The 20,236-nt window shown below is 50.4% G+C and carries 16 protein-coding genes, 3 tRNA genes and 1 pseudogene; 14 read left to right on the forward strand and 6 right to left on the reverse strand.

Annotated elements, in window-relative coordinates:
- Positions 1–3 precede the first annotated feature (3 nt).
- The 5 genes from rbsK to ACFQ1C_RS12800 all read left to right on the forward strand — a co-directional run bounded on the left by rbsK (position 4) and on the right by ACFQ1C_RS12800 (position 4,767).
- Positions 4–918, forward strand: coding sequence for a ribokinase (gene rbsK / locus ACFQ1C_RS12780; protein ID WP_379559005.1), 915 nt, complete (start codon positions 4–6; stop codon positions 916–918).
- Between the two features lie 16 nt (positions 919–934).
- Positions 935–1,942, forward strand: a complete 1,008-nt coding sequence (locus ACFQ1C_RS12785) for a substrate-binding domain-containing protein (protein ID WP_379559006.1) — start codon at positions 935–937, stop codon at positions 1,940–1,942.
- A 628-nt stretch (positions 1,943–2,570) separates the two neighbouring features.
- A complete protein-coding gene (locus ACFQ1C_RS12790) occupies positions 2,571–3,443 on the forward strand; it encodes a DMT family transporter (RefSeq protein ID WP_379559007.1) in 873 nt (290 codons plus the stop codon).
- An 80-nt stretch (positions 3,444–3,523) separates the two neighbouring features.
- A tRNA-Arg gene (locus ACFQ1C_RS12795) sits at positions 3,524–3,599 on the forward strand.
- Positions 3,600–3,864: 265 nt separating this feature from the next.
- Positions 3,865–4,767 (forward strand): GGDEF domain-containing protein, encoded by a 903-nt coding sequence (locus ACFQ1C_RS12800; RefSeq protein WP_379559008.1) that lies wholly within the window; start codon positions 3,865–3,867, stop codon positions 4,765–4,767.
- A 67-nt stretch (positions 4,768–4,834) separates the two neighbouring features.
- Here ACFQ1C_RS12800 and ACFQ1C_RS12805 read toward each other — a convergent pair.
- Positions 4,835–5,641, reverse strand: a pseudogene (locus tag ACFQ1C_RS12805) (putative bifunctional diguanylate cyclase/phosphodiesterase).
- Positions 5,642–5,693: 52 nt separating this feature from the next.
- Between ACFQ1C_RS12805 and ACFQ1C_RS12810 the strand changes: the two are divergent.
- Complete coding sequence (locus ACFQ1C_RS12810; protein ID WP_379559009.1) at positions 5,694–6,539, forward strand: SDR family oxidoreductase; 846 nt, start codon at positions 5,694–5,696, stop codon at positions 6,537–6,539.
- Positions 6,540–6,814: 275 nt separating this feature from the next.
- A complete protein-coding gene (locus ACFQ1C_RS12815; protein WP_379559010.1) occupies positions 6,815–7,663 on the forward strand; it encodes a TraB/GumN family protein in 849 nt (282 codons plus the stop codon).
- A gap of 119 nt (positions 7,664–7,782) precedes the next feature.
- Here the strand turns inward: ACFQ1C_RS12815 and ACFQ1C_RS12820 are convergent, their stop codons facing one another.
- Positions 7,783–8,256, reverse strand: a complete 474-nt coding sequence (locus ACFQ1C_RS12820; protein WP_379559011.1) for a peroxiredoxin — start codon at positions 8,254–8,256, stop codon at positions 7,783–7,785.
- Between the two features lie 129 nt (positions 8,257–8,385).
- Positions 8,386–9,312, reverse strand: coding sequence for a DMT family transporter (locus tag ACFQ1C_RS12825; protein WP_379559012.1), 927 nt, complete (start codon positions 9,310–9,312; stop codon positions 8,386–8,388).
- A gap of 111 nt (positions 9,313–9,423) precedes the next feature.
- Here ACFQ1C_RS12825 and ACFQ1C_RS12830 point away from each other — a divergent pair, with 111 nt between their 5' ends.
- On the forward strand, positions 9,424–10,287 hold the full coding sequence (locus tag ACFQ1C_RS12830; RefSeq protein WP_379559013.1) for a LysR substrate-binding domain-containing protein: 864 nt from the start codon (positions 9,424–9,426) through the stop codon (positions 10,285–10,287).
- A gap of 520 nt (positions 10,288–10,807) precedes the next feature.
- Here the strand turns inward: ACFQ1C_RS12830 and ACFQ1C_RS12835 are convergent.
- Entirely contained in the window at positions 10,808–12,811 is a 2,004-nt protein-coding gene (locus tag ACFQ1C_RS12835; protein ID WP_379559014.1) for a CocE/NonD family hydrolase, read from the reverse strand.
- Positions 12,811–14,331 (reverse strand): BCCT family transporter, encoded by a 1,521-nt coding sequence (locus ACFQ1C_RS12840; RefSeq protein ID WP_379559015.1) that lies wholly within the window; start codon positions 14,329–14,331, stop codon positions 12,811–12,813. Before ACFQ1C_RS12840 ends, ACFQ1C_RS12835 begins: the two co-directional genes overlap by 1 nt.
- A gap of 636 nt (positions 14,332–14,967) precedes the next feature.
- On the opposite strand from ACFQ1C_RS12840, the gene ACFQ1C_RS12845 reads away from it, so the two are divergent.
- The 4 genes from ACFQ1C_RS12845 to ACFQ1C_RS12860 all read left to right on the forward strand — a co-directional run bounded on the left by ACFQ1C_RS12845 (position 14,968) and on the right by ACFQ1C_RS12860 (position 19,007).
- Positions 14,968–15,108: a DUF3149 domain-containing protein gene (locus tag ACFQ1C_RS12845; protein ID WP_379559016.1), complete on the forward strand. Its 141-nt coding sequence runs from the start codon at positions 14,968–14,970 to the stop codon at positions 15,106–15,108.
- 192 nt (positions 15,109–15,300) lie between these two features.
- Positions 15,301–16,776: a carboxypeptidase M32 gene (locus ACFQ1C_RS12850; protein ID WP_379559017.1), complete on the forward strand. Its 1,476-nt coding sequence runs from the start codon at positions 15,301–15,303 to the stop codon at positions 16,774–16,776.
- Between the two features lie 329 nt (positions 16,777–17,105).
- Positions 17,106–17,483 (forward strand): thiol-disulfide oxidoreductase DCC family protein, encoded by a 378-nt coding sequence (locus tag ACFQ1C_RS12855; protein WP_379559018.1) that lies wholly within the window; start codon positions 17,106–17,108, stop codon positions 17,481–17,483.
- Between the two features lie 441 nt (positions 17,484–17,924).
- Positions 17,925–19,007 carry a ketoacyl-ACP synthase III gene (locus tag ACFQ1C_RS12860; protein WP_379559019.1) on the forward strand — a complete coding sequence of 361 codons (1,083 nt, stop codon included), beginning with the start codon at positions 17,925–17,927 and terminating at the stop codon, positions 19,005–19,007.
- An 86-nt stretch (positions 19,008–19,093) separates the two neighbouring features.
- Here ACFQ1C_RS12860 and ACFQ1C_RS12865 read toward each other — a convergent pair whose 3' ends face one another.
- Entirely contained in the window at positions 19,094–19,567 is a 474-nt protein-coding gene (locus ACFQ1C_RS12865; RefSeq protein WP_379559020.1) for a VC2046/SO_2500 family protein, read from the reverse strand.
- A 124-nt stretch (positions 19,568–19,691) separates the two neighbouring features.
- On the opposite strand from ACFQ1C_RS12865, the gene ACFQ1C_RS12870 reads away from it, so the two are divergent.
- Positions 19,692–19,776 (forward strand) — tRNA-Tyr (locus ACFQ1C_RS12870).
- A 142-nt stretch (positions 19,777–19,918) separates the two neighbouring features.
- Positions 19,919–20,003 (forward strand) — tRNA-Tyr (locus ACFQ1C_RS12875).
- The last annotated feature ends 233 nt before the right edge of the window (positions 20,004–20,236 follow it).

The following is a 20,236-nucleotide window of genomic DNA, read 5'->3' on the forward strand; positions in this document are numbered from 1 at the left end:
ACCATGACATTAACCGTAGTAGGCAGTATTAATATCGATCACGTTATTCGCCTGGCGCAGTTTCCGCGTCCAGGCGAAACCCTAACCGGTAGTGATTATCAAATTGTGCCCGGCGGCAAAGGGGCTAATCAGGCGGTGGCAGCGGTGCGTGCCGGTGCCCGCACGCGTTTTATTGCCTGCGTAGGTGACGATGCTCTGGCTAGCACCTTGGTCGAGGGCTTTGCCACCGATGGCATGAATACCGAGGCCATTGAGTCGATACGCGGCGTGAATACTGGCGTAGCGCTCATTCAGGTAAATAGTGAGGGTGAAAACACCATTGCACTGGCCGCCGGCGCCAACGGCCGGTTAACGCCCGAGCAATTGCAACGCCATAGTGCAGGGCTTGCCTGCAAACAACTGCTGCTGCAGCTGGAAATTCCGCTTGATACTAATATTGCCGCCGCTACTCAAGCCAAGGCACAGGGGGCAAAAGTCGTGCTCAACCCAGCCCCGGCGCAAGCCTTGCCCGATGCGTTTTTGTCGTTAGTGGATATGATTACCCCCAATGAAACCGAAGCCGAACGGCTAACCGGTATGGCGGTAAATAATGACCTAGGTGCCGCGCAGGCGGCAGCAGCACTGCACGCCAAGGGCATCGCCACCGTTATTATCACCTTGGGAGCCAGAGGCGTCTGGCTAAGCGAACGCGGCAAGGCCGGCCAATTAATACCGGGCTTTAAGGTGAACGCCATTGATACTACGGCGGCAGGCGACACCTTCAACGGCGCCTTGCTGGCGGCCTTGCAACAAGGCCAGCCATTAATGACCGCAGTACGGTTTGCACAAGCGGCGGCGGCCTTGTCGGTGACCCGAACGGGTGCTCAAACCTCAATTCCGTATCACGCCGAAATTCAGGCATTATTGGACGCTAACTAATGCCGGAATCCAATTAATGGCCACCATTAAAGATGTCGCCCGTGCGGCTCAGGTGTCTACCTCAACGGTGAGTCATGTGCTGAATAAAACCCGCTTTGTTAGTCCAGAGATTACCTTGCGGGTAGAGCAAGTCATTAAAGATCTGCACTACGCGCCCTCTGCTCTGGCGCGTAGCCTAAAGGTTAAAGAAACCCGCACTTTAGGCATGCTGGTGACCAGTAGTGCTAATCCCTTTTTTGCCGAAGTAGTACAGGGGGTAGAGCAACGCTGTTTCGAGCAGGGCTACAGCTTGGCCTTGTGTAACACCCAAGGTGATAAATCGCGCTTAAACAGCAACATGGAAATGCTGCTGCAAAAGCGTGTCGACGGCATTATTTTAATGTGCACTCAGCTTGAGTTAGGTGCCGGTATCTTTGACCGCTACCCTAACGTCCCTCTGGTGTTGGCCGACTGGGGCCCACAAGATATGGCCGCCGATATTATTCAGGATGGTGGTCAGCTTGGTGGTCAATTGGCCACCGAGCATTTAGTTAGCTTGGGGCATCGCCATATTGGCTGTATTACTGGGCCGGTGGGCCAGCGGGCTGCAGACGAACGACTGGCGGGCTTTAAAACGGCCATGAGCCAGGCCGGTTTAACGGTGCGAAATGAATGGATCTGTGAAGGTGATTTTGAGCTAGCCGGTGGCAACAGCGCCATGAGTGCCTTGCTGTCCTTACCCGAGCGCCCCTCGGCGGTATTTATTGCCAACGATATGATGGCTATGGGGGCTTTACGCGCCTTGGCCGATGCCAACGTTGCGGTGCCAGAGCAAATGTCGATTGTCGGCTACGACAATATCGAACTTGCGCATTATCTGGTGCCGGCACTGACTAGTGTCGAACAACCCAAGGCAGGTATGGGGGCGCTGGCCGTAGATACCCTGCTCACCCGCATTAAAAACCCAGACAGCCCACGGTGCGTACTCACCCTCACCCCCGAACTGGTGATCAGAGACAGTAGCCAAGCGCTAACAAAACCATAAGCCTGAAGCAGGAACACTTAGTCACAAGTTTTTGTTGACGTTGATGGTGTAAGTCGGGCAGAGGCCACTACTCCGCTCGACTCGCCGTAAACCCATCCTTGGGGGCTCCGCCGCGCCCTCCCTGGCGCGGAGGGTCGACGGAGCAGACGTCCTCTACCCTCCCATGAACACGAAGCCGCCTGTCAATGTGGTCGACATGACTCCGATACCAAGGAAGAGACTGCTGGGATTGCCTCAACCGACCATCACATGACAGGGATGTCATGTGCTGAGCGCCACAAGGATGTGCTTGCAGCGTGTCGGATGAGGCTACCCAGCTGTCTCTGAACACAGAACAGAGTTGTGACTAAGTGATAGGCTAGAAGCCGGATGTTAAAATACCTATAAGTCCGGTGTTTTTCTTCCAGCTCTCAGCTACAAGCTTACCGCTTTATATGTTCCGGTATCTCGCTCTTGGCACTCAAAAACAAAACCTAGATCCTGACATTCGTCAGGATAACAGCATTAAACCAAACATCGATCTTTGTTTAGCTGGGTGCTTGGCGCCGGGCGCTACCTCCCCCCTTCACGACTTGGCTCCTGGCGCTTGTGTGCTAGCATGGGATAACACTTCACCAAATGAACTGTCATGGATAATCACAAGAAAGGACTCTTGCTTACTGGGTTAGGCGTGCTAATAATTGCTCCTGATGCTTTATTATTGCGCTTGATCACCCTACCAGCAGAGCAAGTCGTGCTGTGGCGTGGCCTACTTAATATAGTCGGCTTCTTGCTGATCGTGATCCTGCGTTATCGCAGTCAATGGTGGCGGGCTTATCTGGTCTGTGGCCGCGCCGGAATCGGCTGTGCCCTACTATTCAGTCTGAGCACCATAGGTTTTATACTAGGCAACCACTTTACCAAAGCCGGTAACGTGCTGGTTATTTTAGCCACCGCTCCCCTAATCGCCGCCCTGCTGAGTCGCTTCTTTTTGCAAGAACGCCTTCCCCTGCGCACCTGGCTTGCCATTGGCGGTTGTATGTTCGGCATCAGCCTGATTGTGCTGGATGATCTGGGTTCAGGCTCTTGGCTAGGCAGCGCCTTTGCCTTGATAGCGGCACTGGGGTTAGCCGGCAATTTCACCCTAGCGCGCAGCCAACCCCATATCGACATGAGCCCCATGCTCGCCCTGAGTGGCATAATCACCGCGGGTCTGGCATTAGCCTGGAGTGGTACCATCGCCCTACCCGATGCGACAGATATGGGATGGTTAGTGTTATTGTGCCTAGTGGTGCTGCCCGTCGGTTTTACCCTCATTCAGCAAGGGCCGCAGTACTTGCCCTCGGCAGAAGTCAGCCTGCTGCTGTTGTTAGAAACCCTGTTCGGCACTCTCTTAGTCTGGTTGTTCTTAAGCGAACACCCAAGCCAACAAGCCTTAGTGGGCGGCGCTATTGTGATTGCCGTTATGCTTATCAAAAATGGACTCGAGCGTTTTAATAAAACACCTGAGCAAGTAGCCTGATCCAGCAACAGCCGCTTTTATATCCACTTACATGGACTATGGGTTCTCAATAGACGCCGAATTATATATAATCGCCCCGTGCTCCCATAGTTCAACAGGATAGAACAGCTGCCTCCTAAGCGGTCGATCCAGGTTCGAGTCCTGGTGGGAGCGCCATTTCCCTTTAAAATCAAAATCTTACAGCCAACTTTAGCAGTGCCCTCCCTCTATATGCTTCCTTAAATGAGCCATATTTAGCCTACAAAGATCTGAAAAATACGCGAATTCCCTATAGTCTACGACTCTGTTGCTACGTTTATAGACCCTATCTCGCCGCTCTGACGTTTTAGGTGAGAGACAGATGAAACTCAGCTAGACTGAAAATTGCGCTGAGCTAATGGCTACCAATCGAATGTCTAGAACCACTATATAGAGCGCTTTTATGATCAATATTGAAAAAATGGCCTCCGTGCTGAGAGCATTGCCTGATCCTGCCTTTATCCTGTCACGCAGTGGAAAATATTCGGCGGTGTTTGGTGGTCGCGATGCTCGCTATTATCACGACGGTAATGGGCTGATTGGTTTATATATTAGCGACATAGTAAAAACCGAAAAAGCTAACTGGTTTATTGAACAGATCGAATTGGCGCTGGAATCTGGGGCTTTGTTGATCAAAGAGTATGAGCTGAGCAACAAAGATGTAAAAGGCTTATCCGATGAAGGCCCCGACCAACCCATCTGGTTCGAAGGTCGTATTCAAGCTCTAGACTTTTTGGTTGACGATGAAGAAGTGGTGCTTTGGGTCGCAAGCAATATTACCCAGCGACACGAACTAGAAGTAAAACTACGCGAGCTCAGTGATACTGACCAACTAACTAAGTTATTCAATCGCAGAAAGCTTGAGGCCGATCTTGCCGTTCATTATGAAACTTTTGAGCGACATGCCATGCCAATATCAATGCTGATATTCGATCTTGATCATCTAAAGCAGATTAATGACACTCAAGGTCATCACGCCGGTGATAAAGCCATCTTAACGGTAGCCGATATTTGTCGAGCTGAGCTTAGAAAAACGGATGTTGCCTGCCGCTTTGGAGGGGATGAATTTGTGATTGTATTGCCTAATACTAATTTGGTGCATGCGGCGCAATTTGCCGAACGGCTGCGTGCGCGTTTCAATCTGGCACTGAGTCATTGTTCTGTTGATGGCATTGCCGTGACCGTCAGTATTGGCGTAGCAACGATGGCGCCAACAGATCGCTCATATGAAGATACTCTGAAACGTGCAGATGGGGCTTTGTATGAAGCAAAGCGAAATGGTAAAAATCGTGTTATTTCAGCTTGAATCTGCAGCAAATACAAAACCGCCCCTGAGCCCGATTAAGGGCTCAGAGGCGGTTAGAAAGAAAATCTTACTGAAAAGCCGGCGCTAATTCCGGTTTTTTCTCAGGATGCTCCACCTTCTTAGTCTGAGCATCTGCAGGGCCAGGTCTGCCCAGCAGGTATCCCTGTAAGGTGTCGCAGCCCAGTCGGGTTAATAGCTCTTGCTGCTCTGGCGTTTCTACACCTTCAGCCACAATTTTCATGCCCAATGTTTTGCCCAGCGCAATAATCGCCTGAATAATGGCTTCATCATCATTACCCTGCGCCAGTTCGGTAATAAAGCCGCGGTCGATTTTTAGCTCATTGGCCGGTAAGTGCTTGAGATAGAGCAAGCTGGAATAACCCGTACCAAAGTCATCAATGGAAATGGACAGGCCCAAAGCAGACAGCTTATTCAGCACTTTGAGGCTGGCCTCGGCATCGTGCATGGCAGTCGATTCGGTCACTTCAAGCACCAGATGCGTGGGCGACAATTCATGTGTCTCTAACGCGGTGCGAACCACATCCACCAAGCTGATATGCTCCAGCTGCACGGCAGATAAATTCACGGCGACACTCCAGTCGCTATGCCCCTGTTCGACCCAGACCTTCATCTGCCGGCAAGCCTCATTAATGACCCAGTTACCAATAGGGACTATCAAGCCAGATTTTTCGGCCTACGGCAAGAAGCGGTCCGGTGTTAAAAAGCCGTGTTTGGGACTTTGCCAGCGTATTAAGGCTTCCATTCCCGTCAGTGGCCCAGCCGGAGCCACCAGTTTGGGCTGATAATACAACACCAGTTCATTGTCAGCTTGCCGTACTACGCAACAACAGGCAGAGTAAGTATCTATTCTCAACTGATTTGGGTTTTAGCTGACTCAGGGCTTATAACTCTCTATGGCGATGTCTATGAATAAATCTGATCCGGCTGCGAAAAGTGTGTTAATTACCGGCTGCTCATCGGGCATAGGCTTATGTTCCGCGCATTTTTTACGGCAACAAGGCTTTCAAGTGATTGCCTCGGCTAGGCGGCAAGAAGATGTAGATGCCTTGCAGCAAGCGGGTTTAACTGCGGTATTATTAGACTTAGCCGATGAGGGCAGCATTGAGGCTGCGGTTGCTTACACACTGCAACTCACTGGCGGTCGTCTTTATGGTTTATTTAATAACGGGGCTTACGGCCAGCCGGGAGCGCTAGAAGATTTACCGACTCAGGCATTGCGTGAGCAGTTTGAAAGTAATCTATTTGGTCTCCACCATCTCACTCGCCTAATATTGCCAACTATGTTGGCCGCAGGTGAAGGTCGTATTGTACAAAACAGCTCTATTTTAGGCTTGGTAGCCTTACCCTTTCGCGGTGCCTATAACGCCTCTAAGTTTGCGCTAGAAGGCTACACCGACACACTTCGTTTAGAGCTGAATGGCACTGGTGTTGCGGTTAGTCTGATAGAGCCGGGCCCCATTGAAACGCGCTTTAGAGAAAACTCAAAAATCGCTTTCTTACGCCATATTAATACTGATGCCAGTCGCCATCACGCGGGTTATCAGCAAACGCTAGACCGACTGCAACGACCCGGCCCCAGCTCGCGTTATAGCCTGGAGCCCGAAGCCTGTATGGCGCCGTTGCTACATGCCCTTACTAGTACTAAGCCCAAAATTCGCTACCCCATTACCCGCCCTACTATCATGATGAGCTGGCTGCGTCGCCTGCTAAGTGCGCGGGCATTAGACAAACTACTACTTAGGGTCTATTGACCTTTCGAGATGATTTTTGCAGCAGTTTGTGGCGTCTTTATACAAGGCAGTGCTTATGCCATGTAGCTATTCTCCATCAATAAGCGCTAACACAGTAGAAAGGCGCCACAAGCGCTGCCCTTTGGGTTCGGCTAAACGCGTTTTTCTCTTCGTTGAGCGGGCTTTGCTTAGAATGACTAGGCTACAACCCGCTCGCCTCGATAAAAACGCGTTTAACTCGAACAAAATTTAACCGCGAAAGGTCAACAGACCCTAAAGCCGGAGGCTGATCGCCCGTGTTCAAACTTTTCTCTTTGCTATTACTGTGGGGTTACAGCAGCTACAGCCTAGCCGCTCCCGCCTTATGGTCTGCCACCAAAGGCGAGCAAAAATTATGGTTGTATGGCTCTATTCACGTCGCTGATAGTCGTCTGGCTACCTTGCCCGAGCCGTTATTGCGCCAATTGGCGCAAAGTGAGCTGCTGTATTTGGAAGTGGATCCCGACACTGTCACTCCAGCAGTGCTGGCTCCTTATTTAGCGCTACCGGCTAACGAGACTTGGCAAGACCGGTTAGGTGAATCTCTCACCACCCAACTGGAGCAACTGATTGATGAGATGGGACTACCACAGTTAAAACCATTGCCCCCCTGGTTTGCCGTCATGCAACTGAGCCAAGTTAATGCGCAGCGTTTGGGCTTTTCAAGTCACCAAGGCGTCGATATGCAGCTGCTACATTTAGCACAGCAGCAACACATACCCGTGAGAGGTTTAGAGCCACCCACATTAGTATTTAAGCTGTTGGCTTCACTCTCTGAGCGCCAGCTTGAGCAAGACTTTGTTCGCCATACCTTAGCTGAGCAGGATGATTTGGCCCAGCAGCTCGAATTATTATTGAGCACTTGGCAAAGTGGTGATGAACAAGCCCTGTTGGCGTTATTGCATGACGAACAGTCGCCAGAGTTAAGCGCCTTTATCGAGCAAGAATTACTGTTAGCGCGCAATCAACTGTGGCTAAAAAACCTAAAGCACCAGGCCCCACAACACGCATTAATCGTGGTAGGCGCGTTGCATTTATACGGGGAATACGGATTACTTGAGCTCTTACAGCAAGCGGGGTACGAGGTTAATAAGATTAACCCTTAAATAGTTCGGCATTTACAGATCAGCCAAATAGACCTGTGACTTACTCAGTTTGGTATTATATCGACTGCTAAGTAATAAACCGGAAGTCCAACTTCCGGTTTCATCTATAGAAAGCTTGATTACAAACTAGCTAGAATGGCTTCAGCAGAGCTGACTTCAAATTGTTTAGGCGCTTCTACGTTTAGTTGTTTAACGACGCCATTTTCAATAATCATAGCGTACCTTTTTGAGCGAATGCCGCCAAAAGTAGCGGTATCCATCTCTAATCCCAGCGCTTTTGTAAAACTGGCGTCTCCATCAGCCAACATCATGATCTCACAAGCATTTTGTGCTTCACCCCATGCTTTCATTACAAATGCATCGTTAACTGAAACGCAGGCGATAATGTCTACGCCTTTTGCCTTGATTTGGTCTGCAAGAACAATGAAACCGGGCAAATGAGATGCCGAGCAGGTAGGTGTAAAAGCTCCGGGCACAGCAAACAATACGACTTTCTTATTAGCGAACAACTCGTCTGTTTGGTGATTCACCATCCCATCTGTTGTGAGCTGACCCAAGGTGGCAGAGGGTAAGGTTTGGCCTTGCTGTATCATGTTGACGTTCCTTATTAATTAAGTTGCGTTCAGTCTAGCGCTGATAGTTATTGAAAACCACGAACAGAAACCAGGGATGTTAGGAGACCTGGTTTCCTGTATCAGAGCAAAGATGACCACTCGCACTAGTCATACGATAACGGGGGTGCCTTTATTGCTCCATTTCATCGAGGCAATAACCGCTCCAACCACCACCAGTAATGCTGCCACCGGTAACCTCCAATCGGGCGCGGCTATGCCCGCCACCACCAGAAATGCTGCCGCCAGTACAGGCACCGCGTAGGCCAGACTGCCAACTAATGCCGCCGGCCCGCTGCGCAGCGCCAGATCCCACGCCACCATGGCAAGTCCGTAAGGACCAAGCCCCAAAGCGACACCCGCGGCTAACGCGGTACCAGACGGCATTCCTGAGGCATTGCCCGACAGCGTATCGGCCAAAGCGGCGCCGCCGGTAGCAATCAGAAACAAGGTCGGCATCATGGGAGCTATCGGCACCGGCGCAACCTGGCATACCCAGGAATACAACGCCCAGCAACAAGCAGCCAGCAGCGCCAATGCGTAGCCTGCACCGTGGCCAGAAAGTCCTGAGCTCAATGATTCCGGCGACAGTAAAACAGCCGCACCAGAGAAAGCCGTCAGCGCCCCCAGCACCACCGGTAAGGATATGCGGCGGTAGAGCATCCAGTGACTGATCACAATAAATATCACCGGCCAAGTGTAGCTAATTAATGCCGCCTCGGCCGTCGGTGCTTTACCAATACCCGCCAGATAACTACCGACGGCACCAAACATTAACGCCGGCACCAGACCATAAATAACCAGCTTCCATTTGGCAGAAATGCCTGCTAACTCTTTATGCTCACGGCGACGGCGCAACGCCACGGGCAGTGCAGCCATTGCCCCACTGAACAACGCTATGGTTGCTAGCCGCAGAGGGGGAACCACGCCAGCTGCATCCACCAGCAAAGGTGCGATGGCCCATAGAATAACGGCGACCAGTGCCGAAAATACGCTGATAAAAATCGAATGCTGTGATGGGATCGTCAAGCTGCTCATCGTCGTTACTCCTTTTGTGGGTGTATTGCGAGTTAAGCGTCTACTCTATACACTTTAAAAACATCACAAAATCAACATTACTTGATGTTTATAATCACAAGGATTGATGAATTGAGGCGCCAAATACTTGATCTAAACACGCTGCACACTTTAGTGGTGGTAGCTGATACCGGTACGGTCACAGGTGCAGCAGAGCGCCTTGCTTACACTCAATCCACTGTGAGCATGCAATTAAGCCGCCTTGAGTCGTCACTGGGTGTGGTCTTACATGAACGTGATGGCCGCCGCATGCGCTTTACCGCCGAGGGACAAAAGCTGGTCGGTTATGCCAGAAAAATGCTGGCCATTAATACGGAGGCGATTAACGATCTGCAGCAACGACAGGTTTCGGGTGAACTGAGCTTGGGAATTCCGGAGGATTATGCATTTTTGCTGACCTCGGTGCTGTCGCATTTCAGCCAACTGTTTCCGGCCATAAAACTGCAGGTCGTGTGTCGTTCCAGCGACAAACTGATCAATCAAGTGCAGGACAGCAGCCTGGATTTGGCGGTGGTCACCCGCCAGGTCCGCTCCCCCGGTGGTGAAGTGATCCGTCGCGAGCCACTAGTTTGGGCAGTAGGGGCTAAAGCACAACCATCTCTTGCCGACCCGATCCCTTTGGCGCTTTATTCTCCCGGTGCCGATGTGTTTCGCGACGTTGCAGAGCAGGCGCTAGCCAGTGCCGGCCGCGACTGGAGAATAGCTTACTCCAGCCAGTCGATGACGGGGCTAATGCCGATAGTCGTGGCAGGTTTAGCGGTGGTCGTGGTCACCCGTAACATGCTGACCAGCCAGTTACGGGTCATTGACGAACGCAGTGGTATGCCCGCCTTGCAGTCGGTTGAAATCGCGCTGCACCGCTCGGTGGGCAGGCCTTCCGAACCAGCGCGCCAGTTAGCCGATCTTATTCGTACGCATCTGTCGTCACATGAATAAAAGTCCCGCTGAGACGGGAGTGCCAGCTGAAGCGGCACGCTAAAAAAATACAAACCTAGATCCCGACATTCGTCGGGGATAGGCCGATGAGAGCTGCATTGAAGCCGCGGTTATACCAATCTACCCCGAGCGGAAGGTCGCCTTATTTAGGCAAGGAGTACTCGACCTCTTTAGGCCGTGCTATGGTTTTTGGTCGATTGAAATCGACCCTACGATCAGGATGGCTCCTTGTTTTTTGTAGGGGCGAATTTATTCGCACAATAATGGTGGCACGCCCTAAAAGAGACCAACCTACAAAACTAACGTGGGACCTTGACACCCAACAGAGTATCTACTGAGGGCATAAAAATCTGATCCGTTAGTTTTCCAGATTGGTATTATTAAGAACTATTTTAGCTCCAAAAAGGTCATGCGGGGGGGAAAGCGTAAATAGCGAAGGGAAATATAAAACCTTACTCAAGGCGGGTTTGATTAGACACCGACCCCGGCGCAATATACGCCGGGGTCGGATAGTTCTGGCTTAACAGAAACGACGAGCGATCGTTTTCTTCCAGCTATTGCGATAGATTTCTTTGCCTTCCTCGTAGGCCTGCAAACTGTTCACCACGTAGAAGTTTTCCGCATCGCAAGACATGCGACTCTGTGTCTCCACGTGAATGCTGATATCTGCATCGCTCAGATCAACTTCCCAGTTCGACTCCGTCACGGCGCTCAGTGGATCGTTCTCACGGATGCGCCAGATATTGTGGTTCTTGGTGCCGTAGGTAATACCGTTGTGATCCAGTCGGCGCAACCCTTCATCAGAGAAGTCATCCAGTACCCACTCGTGAGTGGTCAGTGATTTGATCACCTGACGAGTACGGCTGCCTTCGCGAAGAATGGTCTTGGCCAACGGTTTAGCGGTTTCCGCCTGGGTAAACGGCAGTTCGGTGGGCACGGGTGTGGCTGACTGGGGCACCAAAATCTGGCTATGATCGAGATCCACCACGAGTTTGGCCAGAGTAACTGAGGGCCATATTTGTGGCCAATAGGTTGGGCTCAGGCTGATTTCCAACCGGTGTCCTACCGGCAGTTGGTAGCCGATGGCATCCAATGTGAAGCTGACGTCGAACCATTCATCCAGCGGTAGTGCCTGGGGATGAGCGTGGGAATGACGATGGGTCAGGTTAAACTGACCGGCGGTGATATATGTTTTCTCACCTGCGGGTGATACGTCCGTTAAACGCGCATGCACGTTGCCCGTAGGTTGATCGCTTTTCAGGCGCAGGCTGACCCGAGGATTGCCGAGAAAATTGAGCGGTTCTTCCGCCACTGGCAACGTCCAGGTGGTAGCCAGGGCATTGTCGATGGTCTGGTCATCGGGCAGATCGCCCTCTTGGCCGAAGGGACAAAACACCCCAGAATACATGCCGTGATGCTGACGGTTGATAAGCGCATGCTGCCCAGAAAGAGGGGCCATCACATCAATGCTAGAGATATCCGTCGCCAGCAAATCCACCCACTGACCCTCCCGATAATCGTAGGTTGTCTGCGGTTCTACGCTGTCCTGCAAATAAACCACAAAACTGTCTTCATGGGGTTCGCTGGTGGCATCCGTGGCTAGCCAACGATCGAACCAGCTGACGCACTCCTGCAAATAACCAATCTGCGGGCCCGGAATGGCAAGATCGGGAAATTCATGGGCCCAAGGGCCTATGATGGCGCGCTTGGGCACATCGAGATTGTCCATCAGCCGAAATACAGCGTCGGTGTAGCCATCCGCCCAGCCGCTCATGGTCAGCACCGGAATACGCACGGCGCTGTAGTCCTCACAAATTGAGCCCTGCTCCCAGTAGGCATCGCGCTCTTGGTGTTCAAGCCAAGCCTCGACAAAGGGGGGCGTTTTTTCCAGGCGTTCCAGCCACATGTCACGCCACTTATCTCCCACGAAACGTGGGAAAGGTGGGCGAGCGTTGTAGGCAAACATGGTTGAGGCCCACCACAACATGTCTGAGCCCATCAGCGTGCCGCCACGATAGTGAACATCGTCGGCGTAGCGATCGTCTGTGGAGCACAGGCTGATAATGGTCTTTAGCGCTGGATGATGGTGCGTAGCCATCTGCAGGCCATTGAAGCCGCCCCAAGACTTGCCGATCATGGCAATATTACCTGCTGACCATTCCTGTGCAACAATCCAGTCGAATACTTCCAGACAATCTTTTTGCTCCTCAAGGGGATATTCATCCTGGATGATCCCACCGGAGTCGCCGGTGCCGCGGATATCTACCCGCACGGAGGCATAGCCGCAACCCGCAAAGTAGCCATGGCGAATTTCATCACGCAAGGCGGTAAACTCATCTTTGCGATAGGGCAGATATTCCAGTATCACGCCCCGCGCTGTGGCAAGGCCTTCGGGCAACCACAGTTTGGCTGAAAGCACAGTGCCGTCTGCCAGCGGTATTGGCGTATGCTCGATAGTCCTGACCGTATAAGGCAGATCTGTACGTTCGCGGATCATGCTGTAATCCACATCGAAAACACCCATTAATGTTGCTCCTTTAAATCGTGATCTTGGCGCAGCCAGCGCAGAATGGAAATGATCAGCAGTAAATAGATGATGAGTACCGGAACCGCAACGATGACGGTGGATGACTGTACCACCTTCAATCCCCCAATCAATAACAGGGATATCGCCAGCACTGCCATGATGAGCCCCCAGATAATCGTATGCCAAACCGCCGGCTCTTCGCCGTCACCCGCACTTTTGGACGCCGTAGAGGCAAGCACGAAGGATGCCGAATCCAGCGAGGTGGCCAGGAAGATAAAGCCGAGAATAACGAAGAATAAGACCACAATCTTACCCATTGGCAGTGTGTTGAGCACGTTAATAATGGTTTGGGCATTGCCATTATCCGTCATGCTTTGCACCACATTGAACACATCGGTGAGCTGCAGGTGCATGGCATAGCCGCCCATAACGGCGAAATACAGCCAGCCGCCGAGGGTTCCCCAGGCGAGCATGTTAACGATGACGGACTTGATCGTGCGTCCTTTGGAAATTCTCGCCACAAATAGACCAAGAAAAGGCGCCGTGCAGGCAAACCAGACCCAGTAGAAAACGGTCCAGTCTTGCGGGAAACCGCTTTTATGAATCGGATCTGTGTAGAAGCTCATGCGCATAAAATTCTGCGCCATATTACCGAAGCTGTCGGTGAAATAGGAAAACAGAAAGCTCGTTGGCCCAACAACCAGTACAAACAACGCCAGCGTAATCGCCAGATAAACGTTGATATTACTGAGCTTACTGATGCCCTTTTCTAGCCCTAGTGTGGCGCTTGTCAGGTAGATAACCGACCAAATAAAGATGATGCCGATACTGAGCTGTGTTGACTGTTCAATACCGAACAGATCCCCAATGCCAGCGGCGAGCATCGGCACGCCGAGTCCCAGCGACGTGCCCAACCCGCCAACTAGCGACCAGATCACAAAAATATCAATAACGCGGCCGAGCCAGCCATCTGCCTTGCTGCCGAGCACGCCCTTGCAGGCCTGGGAAATTTTGAGTGACCGGTTGCCTTTGTTATAAAGCGAATAGGCAATCACTATGGTCGGCATCGTATAAATGCTCCAGGCAGAAACGCCCCAATGGAAAAGCCCGTAGGTTAGTGCCCACTCAGCGGCAGCGGCACTTTGTCCCTCGATCTGAAAAGGCGGGTACTGGTAATAATACATTGGCTCGATGATGGACCAGAACATGATACTGGTCCCCATCCCGGCGCAGAATAGCATGGCACCATAGCTGAAATTTCCGAATGCCGGAAGTTCATCCTGATTGCCAAACCGGATATTTCCATAGCGTCCCGCGGCAAACCACAGCAGCATGATAAAGATACCAAAAGTCAGAAATTCGAAGACCCAGTCCATTTGGTAGGTGATGAGGCTCAGCGCCTGCGTAATCAGGGGCGCGACGGTGTCTTGAAAGCTAACCAGTAGCGCCGTAACAACCAGTAATACGGCGATGGCGGGCCAGAAGACATAAGGATCGAGTTTTGAGCGTTTCTGCATCGATAGTTCCTGAATGTTGTTATTGGCACTCGCGTTGGCAGCCAAGTGGCGTTTTCAGCGACTGAAGATACGCTCCTACCATGCTAAAAAGCGCAACAAAGCTCAGTGTTGCTATAAACAGCGTGCTTAGAACATAAAGGTAACAGCTACCATCAGCCACTTGTTAGTCGGCCACTAAGATTAAAAAAAGCAAGAACCAGGTTGATGCACTCCCAATCTCTTCGATTGAGTCAGCGCGGATAATTGTTGAACGTATCGAGTAAACGGCCAAATTATGGCTGCCTGTAGAAATGTAAGCACCCGACAACGTTACTTTAGCGTTAAATAATTTAGCGTACTGTTGCCAACTATAACGTAATAGATTGTAATTATCAGGCTCGAGAATACAACCATGAGTATTAATACCGTGACGAGCCCGGTTAAATGGTTAAAATAACACCGAATTCACAGGCTCGGTGTCATGTCGTATTCTTTTTCTTCACCCTTCACTCTTTGCTCTTCACCCTTTACAAGAGGCTACGTAAAGTTACTTAAAAGCCGATAAATGTGTTGAACGTCGCTTTATTGATCGAGATCAGCATTGCATTGTCTCCAATCGCTAAGATACTTCCATAGCGCACACGAAGGGAGACGACTATGGCTTTTTGGCTTGATTTAATGTTTGGTAGCGACGTTGGTTTTATGTCGATGATGGTGATTATTTGTACCACAATTATTATCAGCTTTTTGGGCTGCTACTTTGTTTATAAAGTGCGCACCTCTCAGCCAAACGAATAATCCCTCACTGTTTAAAACGCCACGCCCTTACTCCTCCTCCCCGGGGCTTGGCGTTTCCTCTTGCTCATTAACTTGCTTATACTGCGGCCAACAACACTATCGCGCCGCCCGCTCTGTTTATTCTTATTTCTTTGCTCACTCGAGCTTTAAGTTATTGGCGGCGTAACATATTTCAACGTTATGGAGCCACCTATGTCTTATTCTGCCCTAACTCATCATTTTGAACAGCAGCACCATTTACAGCATTTAGGGGCTATTTGTGGGTGGGATCAAGCGACCATGATGCCATCAGGCGGCAACCAAGCTCGTGCCGAAGCCATGAGTGCACTGGCGGTATTAAGCCATCAACAATTACAAGACCCTAAGCTCGCAGATTGGTTTGCCTCTGCAAACCAAGCTTCATTAGCGTCTGATCAAAAAGTAAGTCTGGCCGAGATGCACCGCCAGTGGCGAGATGCCACCATGTTACCCAGTGACTTAGTAGGAGCACTATCCCTTGCGGGATCGCGTTGTGAGCACGCATGGCGCAGCTTACGCCCCGCTAACGACTGGGCTGGCTTTTTACCGCTATTTGCAGAAGTCTTAAACTTATCACGCCAAGTTGCAGCAGCCCGCGCCGATGTATTGGGTTTGTCTCGCTACGACAGCTTGCTCGAGCAGTTTGAACCCGGAATGCGTAGCGCCACCCTCGACAGCGTATTTAACGGCGTAAAACAATGGCTGCCCGCACTGATTAAAGAAGTACAAGATAAACAAGGCAGCGAAATAGTATTACAACCTCAAGGCCCGTTTGCCATCGAGCAACAACGCGCTTTAGGATTAGACGTAATGGCGTTATTGGGGTTTGATTTTAATCACGGTCGATTAGATGTAAGCGTGCATCCTTTTTGTGGCGGCGTTAGCGAAGACGTGCGCCTAACCACTCGTTATGACGAACACGATGTGGCGCAGGCATTAATGGGCGTCATCCATGAAACCGGTCATGCTCGCTACGAACAAGGGCTACCCGCACAATGGCGCAAGCTGCCAGTAGGCCAAGCTCGTTCAATGGGCGTACATGAATCACAAAGCCTATTTTTTGAAATGCAGCTAGCAAGACACCCCGCCTTTATTGCCCAACTTAGTCCCTTATTGGAGCGTCATTTTGGTACTCAGCCCGCGTTTGCCCCCGACAATTTGGCCAAACTTTACACCCGCGTTAAGCCTGGCTTTATTCGAGTCGATGCCGATGAAGTCACTTATCCGGCGCACATTATGCTGCGCTACGAAATTGAACGGGATCTCATTGAAGGTAAGCTAGAAGCCAAAGACTTGCCCGAGCGTTGGGACCAACTGATGCAGCGCTATTTAGGCTTAAGCACTCAAGGCAACTATAAAGACGGTTGCATGCAAGACATTCATTGGACTGACGGTAGCTTTGGTTATTTCCCTAGCTATACTCTGGGTGCTATGTATGCCGCCCAACAAGCGTCGGCGATGCAGCAACAACAAGGGTCGTTAGAGCAACTTATTGAACAACAATTACCCAGCATTTTCGACTGGCTGCAACACAATATTTGGCAGCACGCAAGCTTACTCGACACAGACACTCTTATAGAACAAGCCTGCGGCCAGCCATTAAACGAAAGCGCCTTTAAACAGCACTTACAGCAACGGTATTTGGGATAAGACACTGCTGGAAGCTGAGAGCTAAAAGAAAAAGCTTAAAACTACTTTTGCCACGGAAGAACACAGAACGCACGGAAAAATTAACATGAGATAAAAGCGAAAAGTGCTAAGGGATCTTATTGGTAAGAGCAAACACTTCGGGCAACTGAGAGCTGTCTCTTAGATCTTACGAATAAAAGGCTTTTCAGATGCCCCGCTCTATTTTTCCGTGGATTCTGTGGATTCCGTGGCAAAAAAGTCTTTAATCTGTAAGTTTAGGTTTTAAGCTCTAGTTTTATCCTTAGCTGATCGCTTACCGCTACCCGAAGGGGTTTGGTTAGGAGGGTTAGATGGATAACAAAGAAGCTCACCATCAGCTGGTGGTGTTTTATGATGGTAGCTGCGAAGGCTGCATTAAAGATCGCGCCAACTACGAACGTTGGGCTGGCGAAGGTGGCAACGACATTTACTGGTTCGACATTACCGGCCAAGAAGACACACTATTAAGCCTTGGCCTAACGCCACATAAGGTATTGCGCGAGTTGCACGTACAAACAAGTGACGGTGAAGTGCTGTCAGAAATCGACGCTTACATCTTATTAATGCGCCGTGTGCCTAGGCTTAAATTGTTGGCTTGGTTTATTGGCCTGCCGATAGTGCGGCCTTGTTTATCTTGGATATATCGCACTTGGGTAGAGCGGCGCCTGCAACGACAAGGCCGAATTTAAGTACAAGAGTGAAGAGTAAAGCGAACAAGCCACCCGAGTTCGCATAATGGATGTCTTGCCGTCATCCTGACGCATGTCAGGATCTTGGTTTTAGTGTTTACAAAAGACAAAACAAGATACCGGGGCTAGCTCGACATGACGGCATAGGGCGTTTTTTGTAGGGTGCCGCTTTAGGATGTTGGTTTTGATGTTTTGTAGGGTCCAATTCATTGGACCAAAACAGCGGAACGGCTTGAAAACGGTCGAATGATCTTTATACAAAACATGACTCCCTATCACTGGTTTTTGGGCTGTCTTCCAGCACTCAGCTTCACGCTTCTAGCTACTTTACCGCTCTCTTCACTCTTTACCCTTCACTCTGCACAGAATGACTTAAATTTGACACCAAAACATGGCTGGGGCATAACCAATAACAGACTTTGACACTAGCAGGGCTTATTTATGCGCTACGCCAATATTACCGGTTGGGGAAAATGCTTACCCCCCGCCGCATTAAGTAATGATGACCTGAGTACCTTTTTAGAAACCTCCGACGACTGGATCCACAGCCGTACGGGTATTCGTTTTCGTCGTATCGCCCATGTAAACACCTCCGAACTAGCTACCGTTGCCGCACAGCACGCTCTGGCTGCCGCAGGACTTGAGGCCTGTGATATCGACTGTATTATTTTAGCCACGGCCAGCCCCGACACCTTAGTGCCCAGCGCCGCCTCTGCCGTACAGCGCAATTTAGGGGCAGGCAGTGCCGCCGTGTTTGATATTAACGCCGCCTGCACGGGTTTTATTTATGGTTTAAGTGTCGGCAGTGCCTTAATTAAAGCCGGCACCATGAATCGAGTGTTGGTGATTGGTGCCGAGCGTTTAACCCATTATTTAGACTGGACCAAACGCGATACCGCCGTATTATTTGGCGATGGTGCAGGTGCCGTAGTATTAGAAGCTTGCGAGCAGCCATTGGGATTAATTGCCGATAAACTGGGCTGTGACGCCGAGGCTAACGGTATTTTGGCGGTGCCTAATTCGGGTACGAGCCGCGAACGCTTTGCCCATACCGATGGCTTGTTTGAAGTAAACTTTGACGGTAAAGAAATTTTTAAGCGCGCCGTAAAAGGCATGGGTGAAGCCGCCGCCAATGTGCTAGAACAAGCCAGCTTAACTAAACAAGACATCAACCTTTTGCTGCCCCATCAAGCCAATATTCGCATCATTGAGACCTTAGCCAAAAAGATGGATTTACCCATCGATAAGGTGATGATCAACATTGAACAATACGGTAATACCTCGGCCGCCACCGTGCCCATTGCTTTGTGCGAGGCTCTTGAGCAAGGCCGCGTAAAACCCGGTGATTTACTATTAACCGCCGCTTTTGGTGCAGGGCTCACTTGGGGTGCCGCCGTTATTCGCTGGGGCGAGCGCGTAACACCGCTTAAACAGTCCAATGCCACCCTGCCCCCTTGTGAACACACGGCACTAGAGCTGTTGGCCCCAGCCATAAAAGGCTGCCAAGAAAGCTTGAAGCGATAAGCGATAAGCTGGAAGTTAAACCAAACAACGCATCTACAAACCTGGTGTCTTTCTTCCAGCTCTCAGCTTCAAGCTTCCGGCTTTTTTTAGACTTTCAACGCTTCTAACACCGAGAGGATGCGGCTGGGATCTTGGGGGATGTGGCTGGCCATATACGCACCGGCCAATCTCGCTTTAGTACGGGGATCAAGGTTACTGCTTACGTCATTTGGTAACATATCATTGCTCACCCGCAGTGGCTCTGCACGCATGGCGAGCATCATGCGCAGGCTATCTTGATGTAAACCGCTCGCCAAAGCCGATAACTGTGGGGCACGTATTTCGTCTTGCTGTTCGGCATACAGCGGGTTTTGTTCGGGCAATGCAAAGTATTCGCGCCAATCAGTCTGACCCTGCTCATTTTTTGTTTCTTCAATGCGTGGTAAGTCACGGGCATCTTCTGACAGCAACGCCAACAACAAACCAAAATCGCTACGACGGCCTTCCTGGACCGCCTGATTAAGGTGGTCTCCAAGTTGGCTGTCGTTAACGAGCAGTGTGTTATTGAGTTCTGTCAGCATATAAAAGTGTAAAAAGTAGGCGTTTGATTAGTTATCGGCAGCAAACCCTATTTAATTAGAAAATAATTACACTTTAGGGGTTCACAAGTCAGATCTTTTTGGTAATATGCGCAGCACAAAGTGTGGAGGAGTTCCCGAGTGGCTAAAGGGATCAGACTGTAAATCTGACGGCTCAGCCTTCGCTGGTTCGAATCCAGCCTCCTCCACCATCTATTTGTAACTTGGTGTTAGTAATTAGAATATTTGTTAATTGTAAATTAATAAATATTCTAATTACAACATTAAGTAAGCAGTACACGGTTGGAGTGTTAATTACACACTTAAAGCTAAACCGATTAAAAGTTAATTTGTGGAGGAGTTCCCGAGTGGCTAAAGGGATCAGACTGTAAATCTGACGGCTCAGCCTTCGCTGGTTCGAATCCAGCCTCCTCCACCATCTATTTAAAAGCCAGTGCATAGCACTGGCTTTTTTTATGCCTCCTGAAATCTGTGATGAGTGAAGCGTAACGTGTGAAGGGAACGGCAAGACACCAAAACTCGCGAACAACACCGCCCCTGTCCTTATACCGTCATACCGGACCTGCTTCAGTATCTAGCTTTGTCTTTTGAAGGCTATAAACCGAAGCGAGATCCTGATGTTCATCAGGATGACGACCAAACCACAAGACA

The sequence above is a fragment of the Oceanisphaera ostreae genome (assembly GCF_042676125.1).
Lineage (GTDB): Bacteria > Pseudomonadota > Gammaproteobacteria > Enterobacterales > Aeromonadaceae > Oceanimonas > Oceanimonas ostreae.

Excerpts from the sequence above, each read along its gene's own strand:
- ACFQ1C_RS12810 (WP_379559009.1), top strand. The coding sequence starts at position 5,694 with ATGAATAAATCTGATCCGGCTGCGAAAAGTGTGTTAATTACCGGCTGC.
- ACFQ1C_RS12850 (WP_379559017.1), top strand. The coding sequence starts at position 15,301 with ATGTCTTATTCTGCCCTAACTCATCATTTTGAACAGCAGCACCATTTA.
- ACFQ1C_RS12825 (WP_379559012.1), bottom strand. The coding sequence starts at position 9,312 with ATGAGCAGCTTGACGATCCCATCACAGCATTCGATTTTTATCAGCGTA.
- ACFQ1C_RS12865 (WP_379559020.1), bottom strand. The coding sequence starts at position 19,567 with ATGCTGACAGAACTCAATAACACACTGCTCGTTAACGACAGCCAACTT.
- ACFQ1C_RS12855 (WP_379559018.1), top strand. The coding sequence starts at position 17,106 with ATGGATAACAAAGAAGCTCACCATCAGCTGGTGGTGTTTTATGATGGT.
- ACFQ1C_RS12840 (WP_379559015.1), bottom strand. The coding sequence starts at position 14,331 with ATGCAGAAACGCTCAAAACTCGATCCTTATGTCTTCTGGCCCGCCATC.
- ACFQ1C_RS12790 (WP_379559007.1), top strand. The coding sequence starts at position 2,571 with ATGGATAATCACAAGAAAGGACTCTTGCTTACTGGGTTAGGCGTGCTA.
- rbsK (WP_379559005.1), top strand. The coding sequence starts at position 4 with ATGACATTAACCGTAGTAGGCAGTATTAATATCGATCACGTTATTCGC.
- ACFQ1C_RS12820 (WP_379559011.1), bottom strand. The coding sequence starts at position 8,256 with ATGATACAGCAAGGCCAAACCTTACCCTCTGCCACCTTGGGTCAGCTC.
- ACFQ1C_RS12860 (WP_379559019.1), top strand. The coding sequence starts at position 17,925 with ATGCGCTACGCCAATATTACCGGTTGGGGAAAATGCTTACCCCCCGCC.
- ACFQ1C_RS12835 (WP_379559014.1), bottom strand. The coding sequence starts at position 12,811 with ATGGGTGTTTTCGATGTGGATTACAGCATGATCCGCGAACGTACAGAT.
- ACFQ1C_RS12845 (WP_379559016.1), top strand. The coding sequence starts at position 14,968 with ATGGCTTTTTGGCTTGATTTAATGTTTGGTAGCGACGTTGGTTTTATG.
- ACFQ1C_RS12800 (WP_379559008.1), top strand. The coding sequence starts at position 3,865 with ATGATCAATATTGAAAAAATGGCCTCCGTGCTGAGAGCATTGCCTGAT.
- ACFQ1C_RS12785 (WP_379559006.1), top strand. The coding sequence starts at position 935 with ATGGCCACCATTAAAGATGTCGCCCGTGCGGCTCAGGTGTCTACCTCA.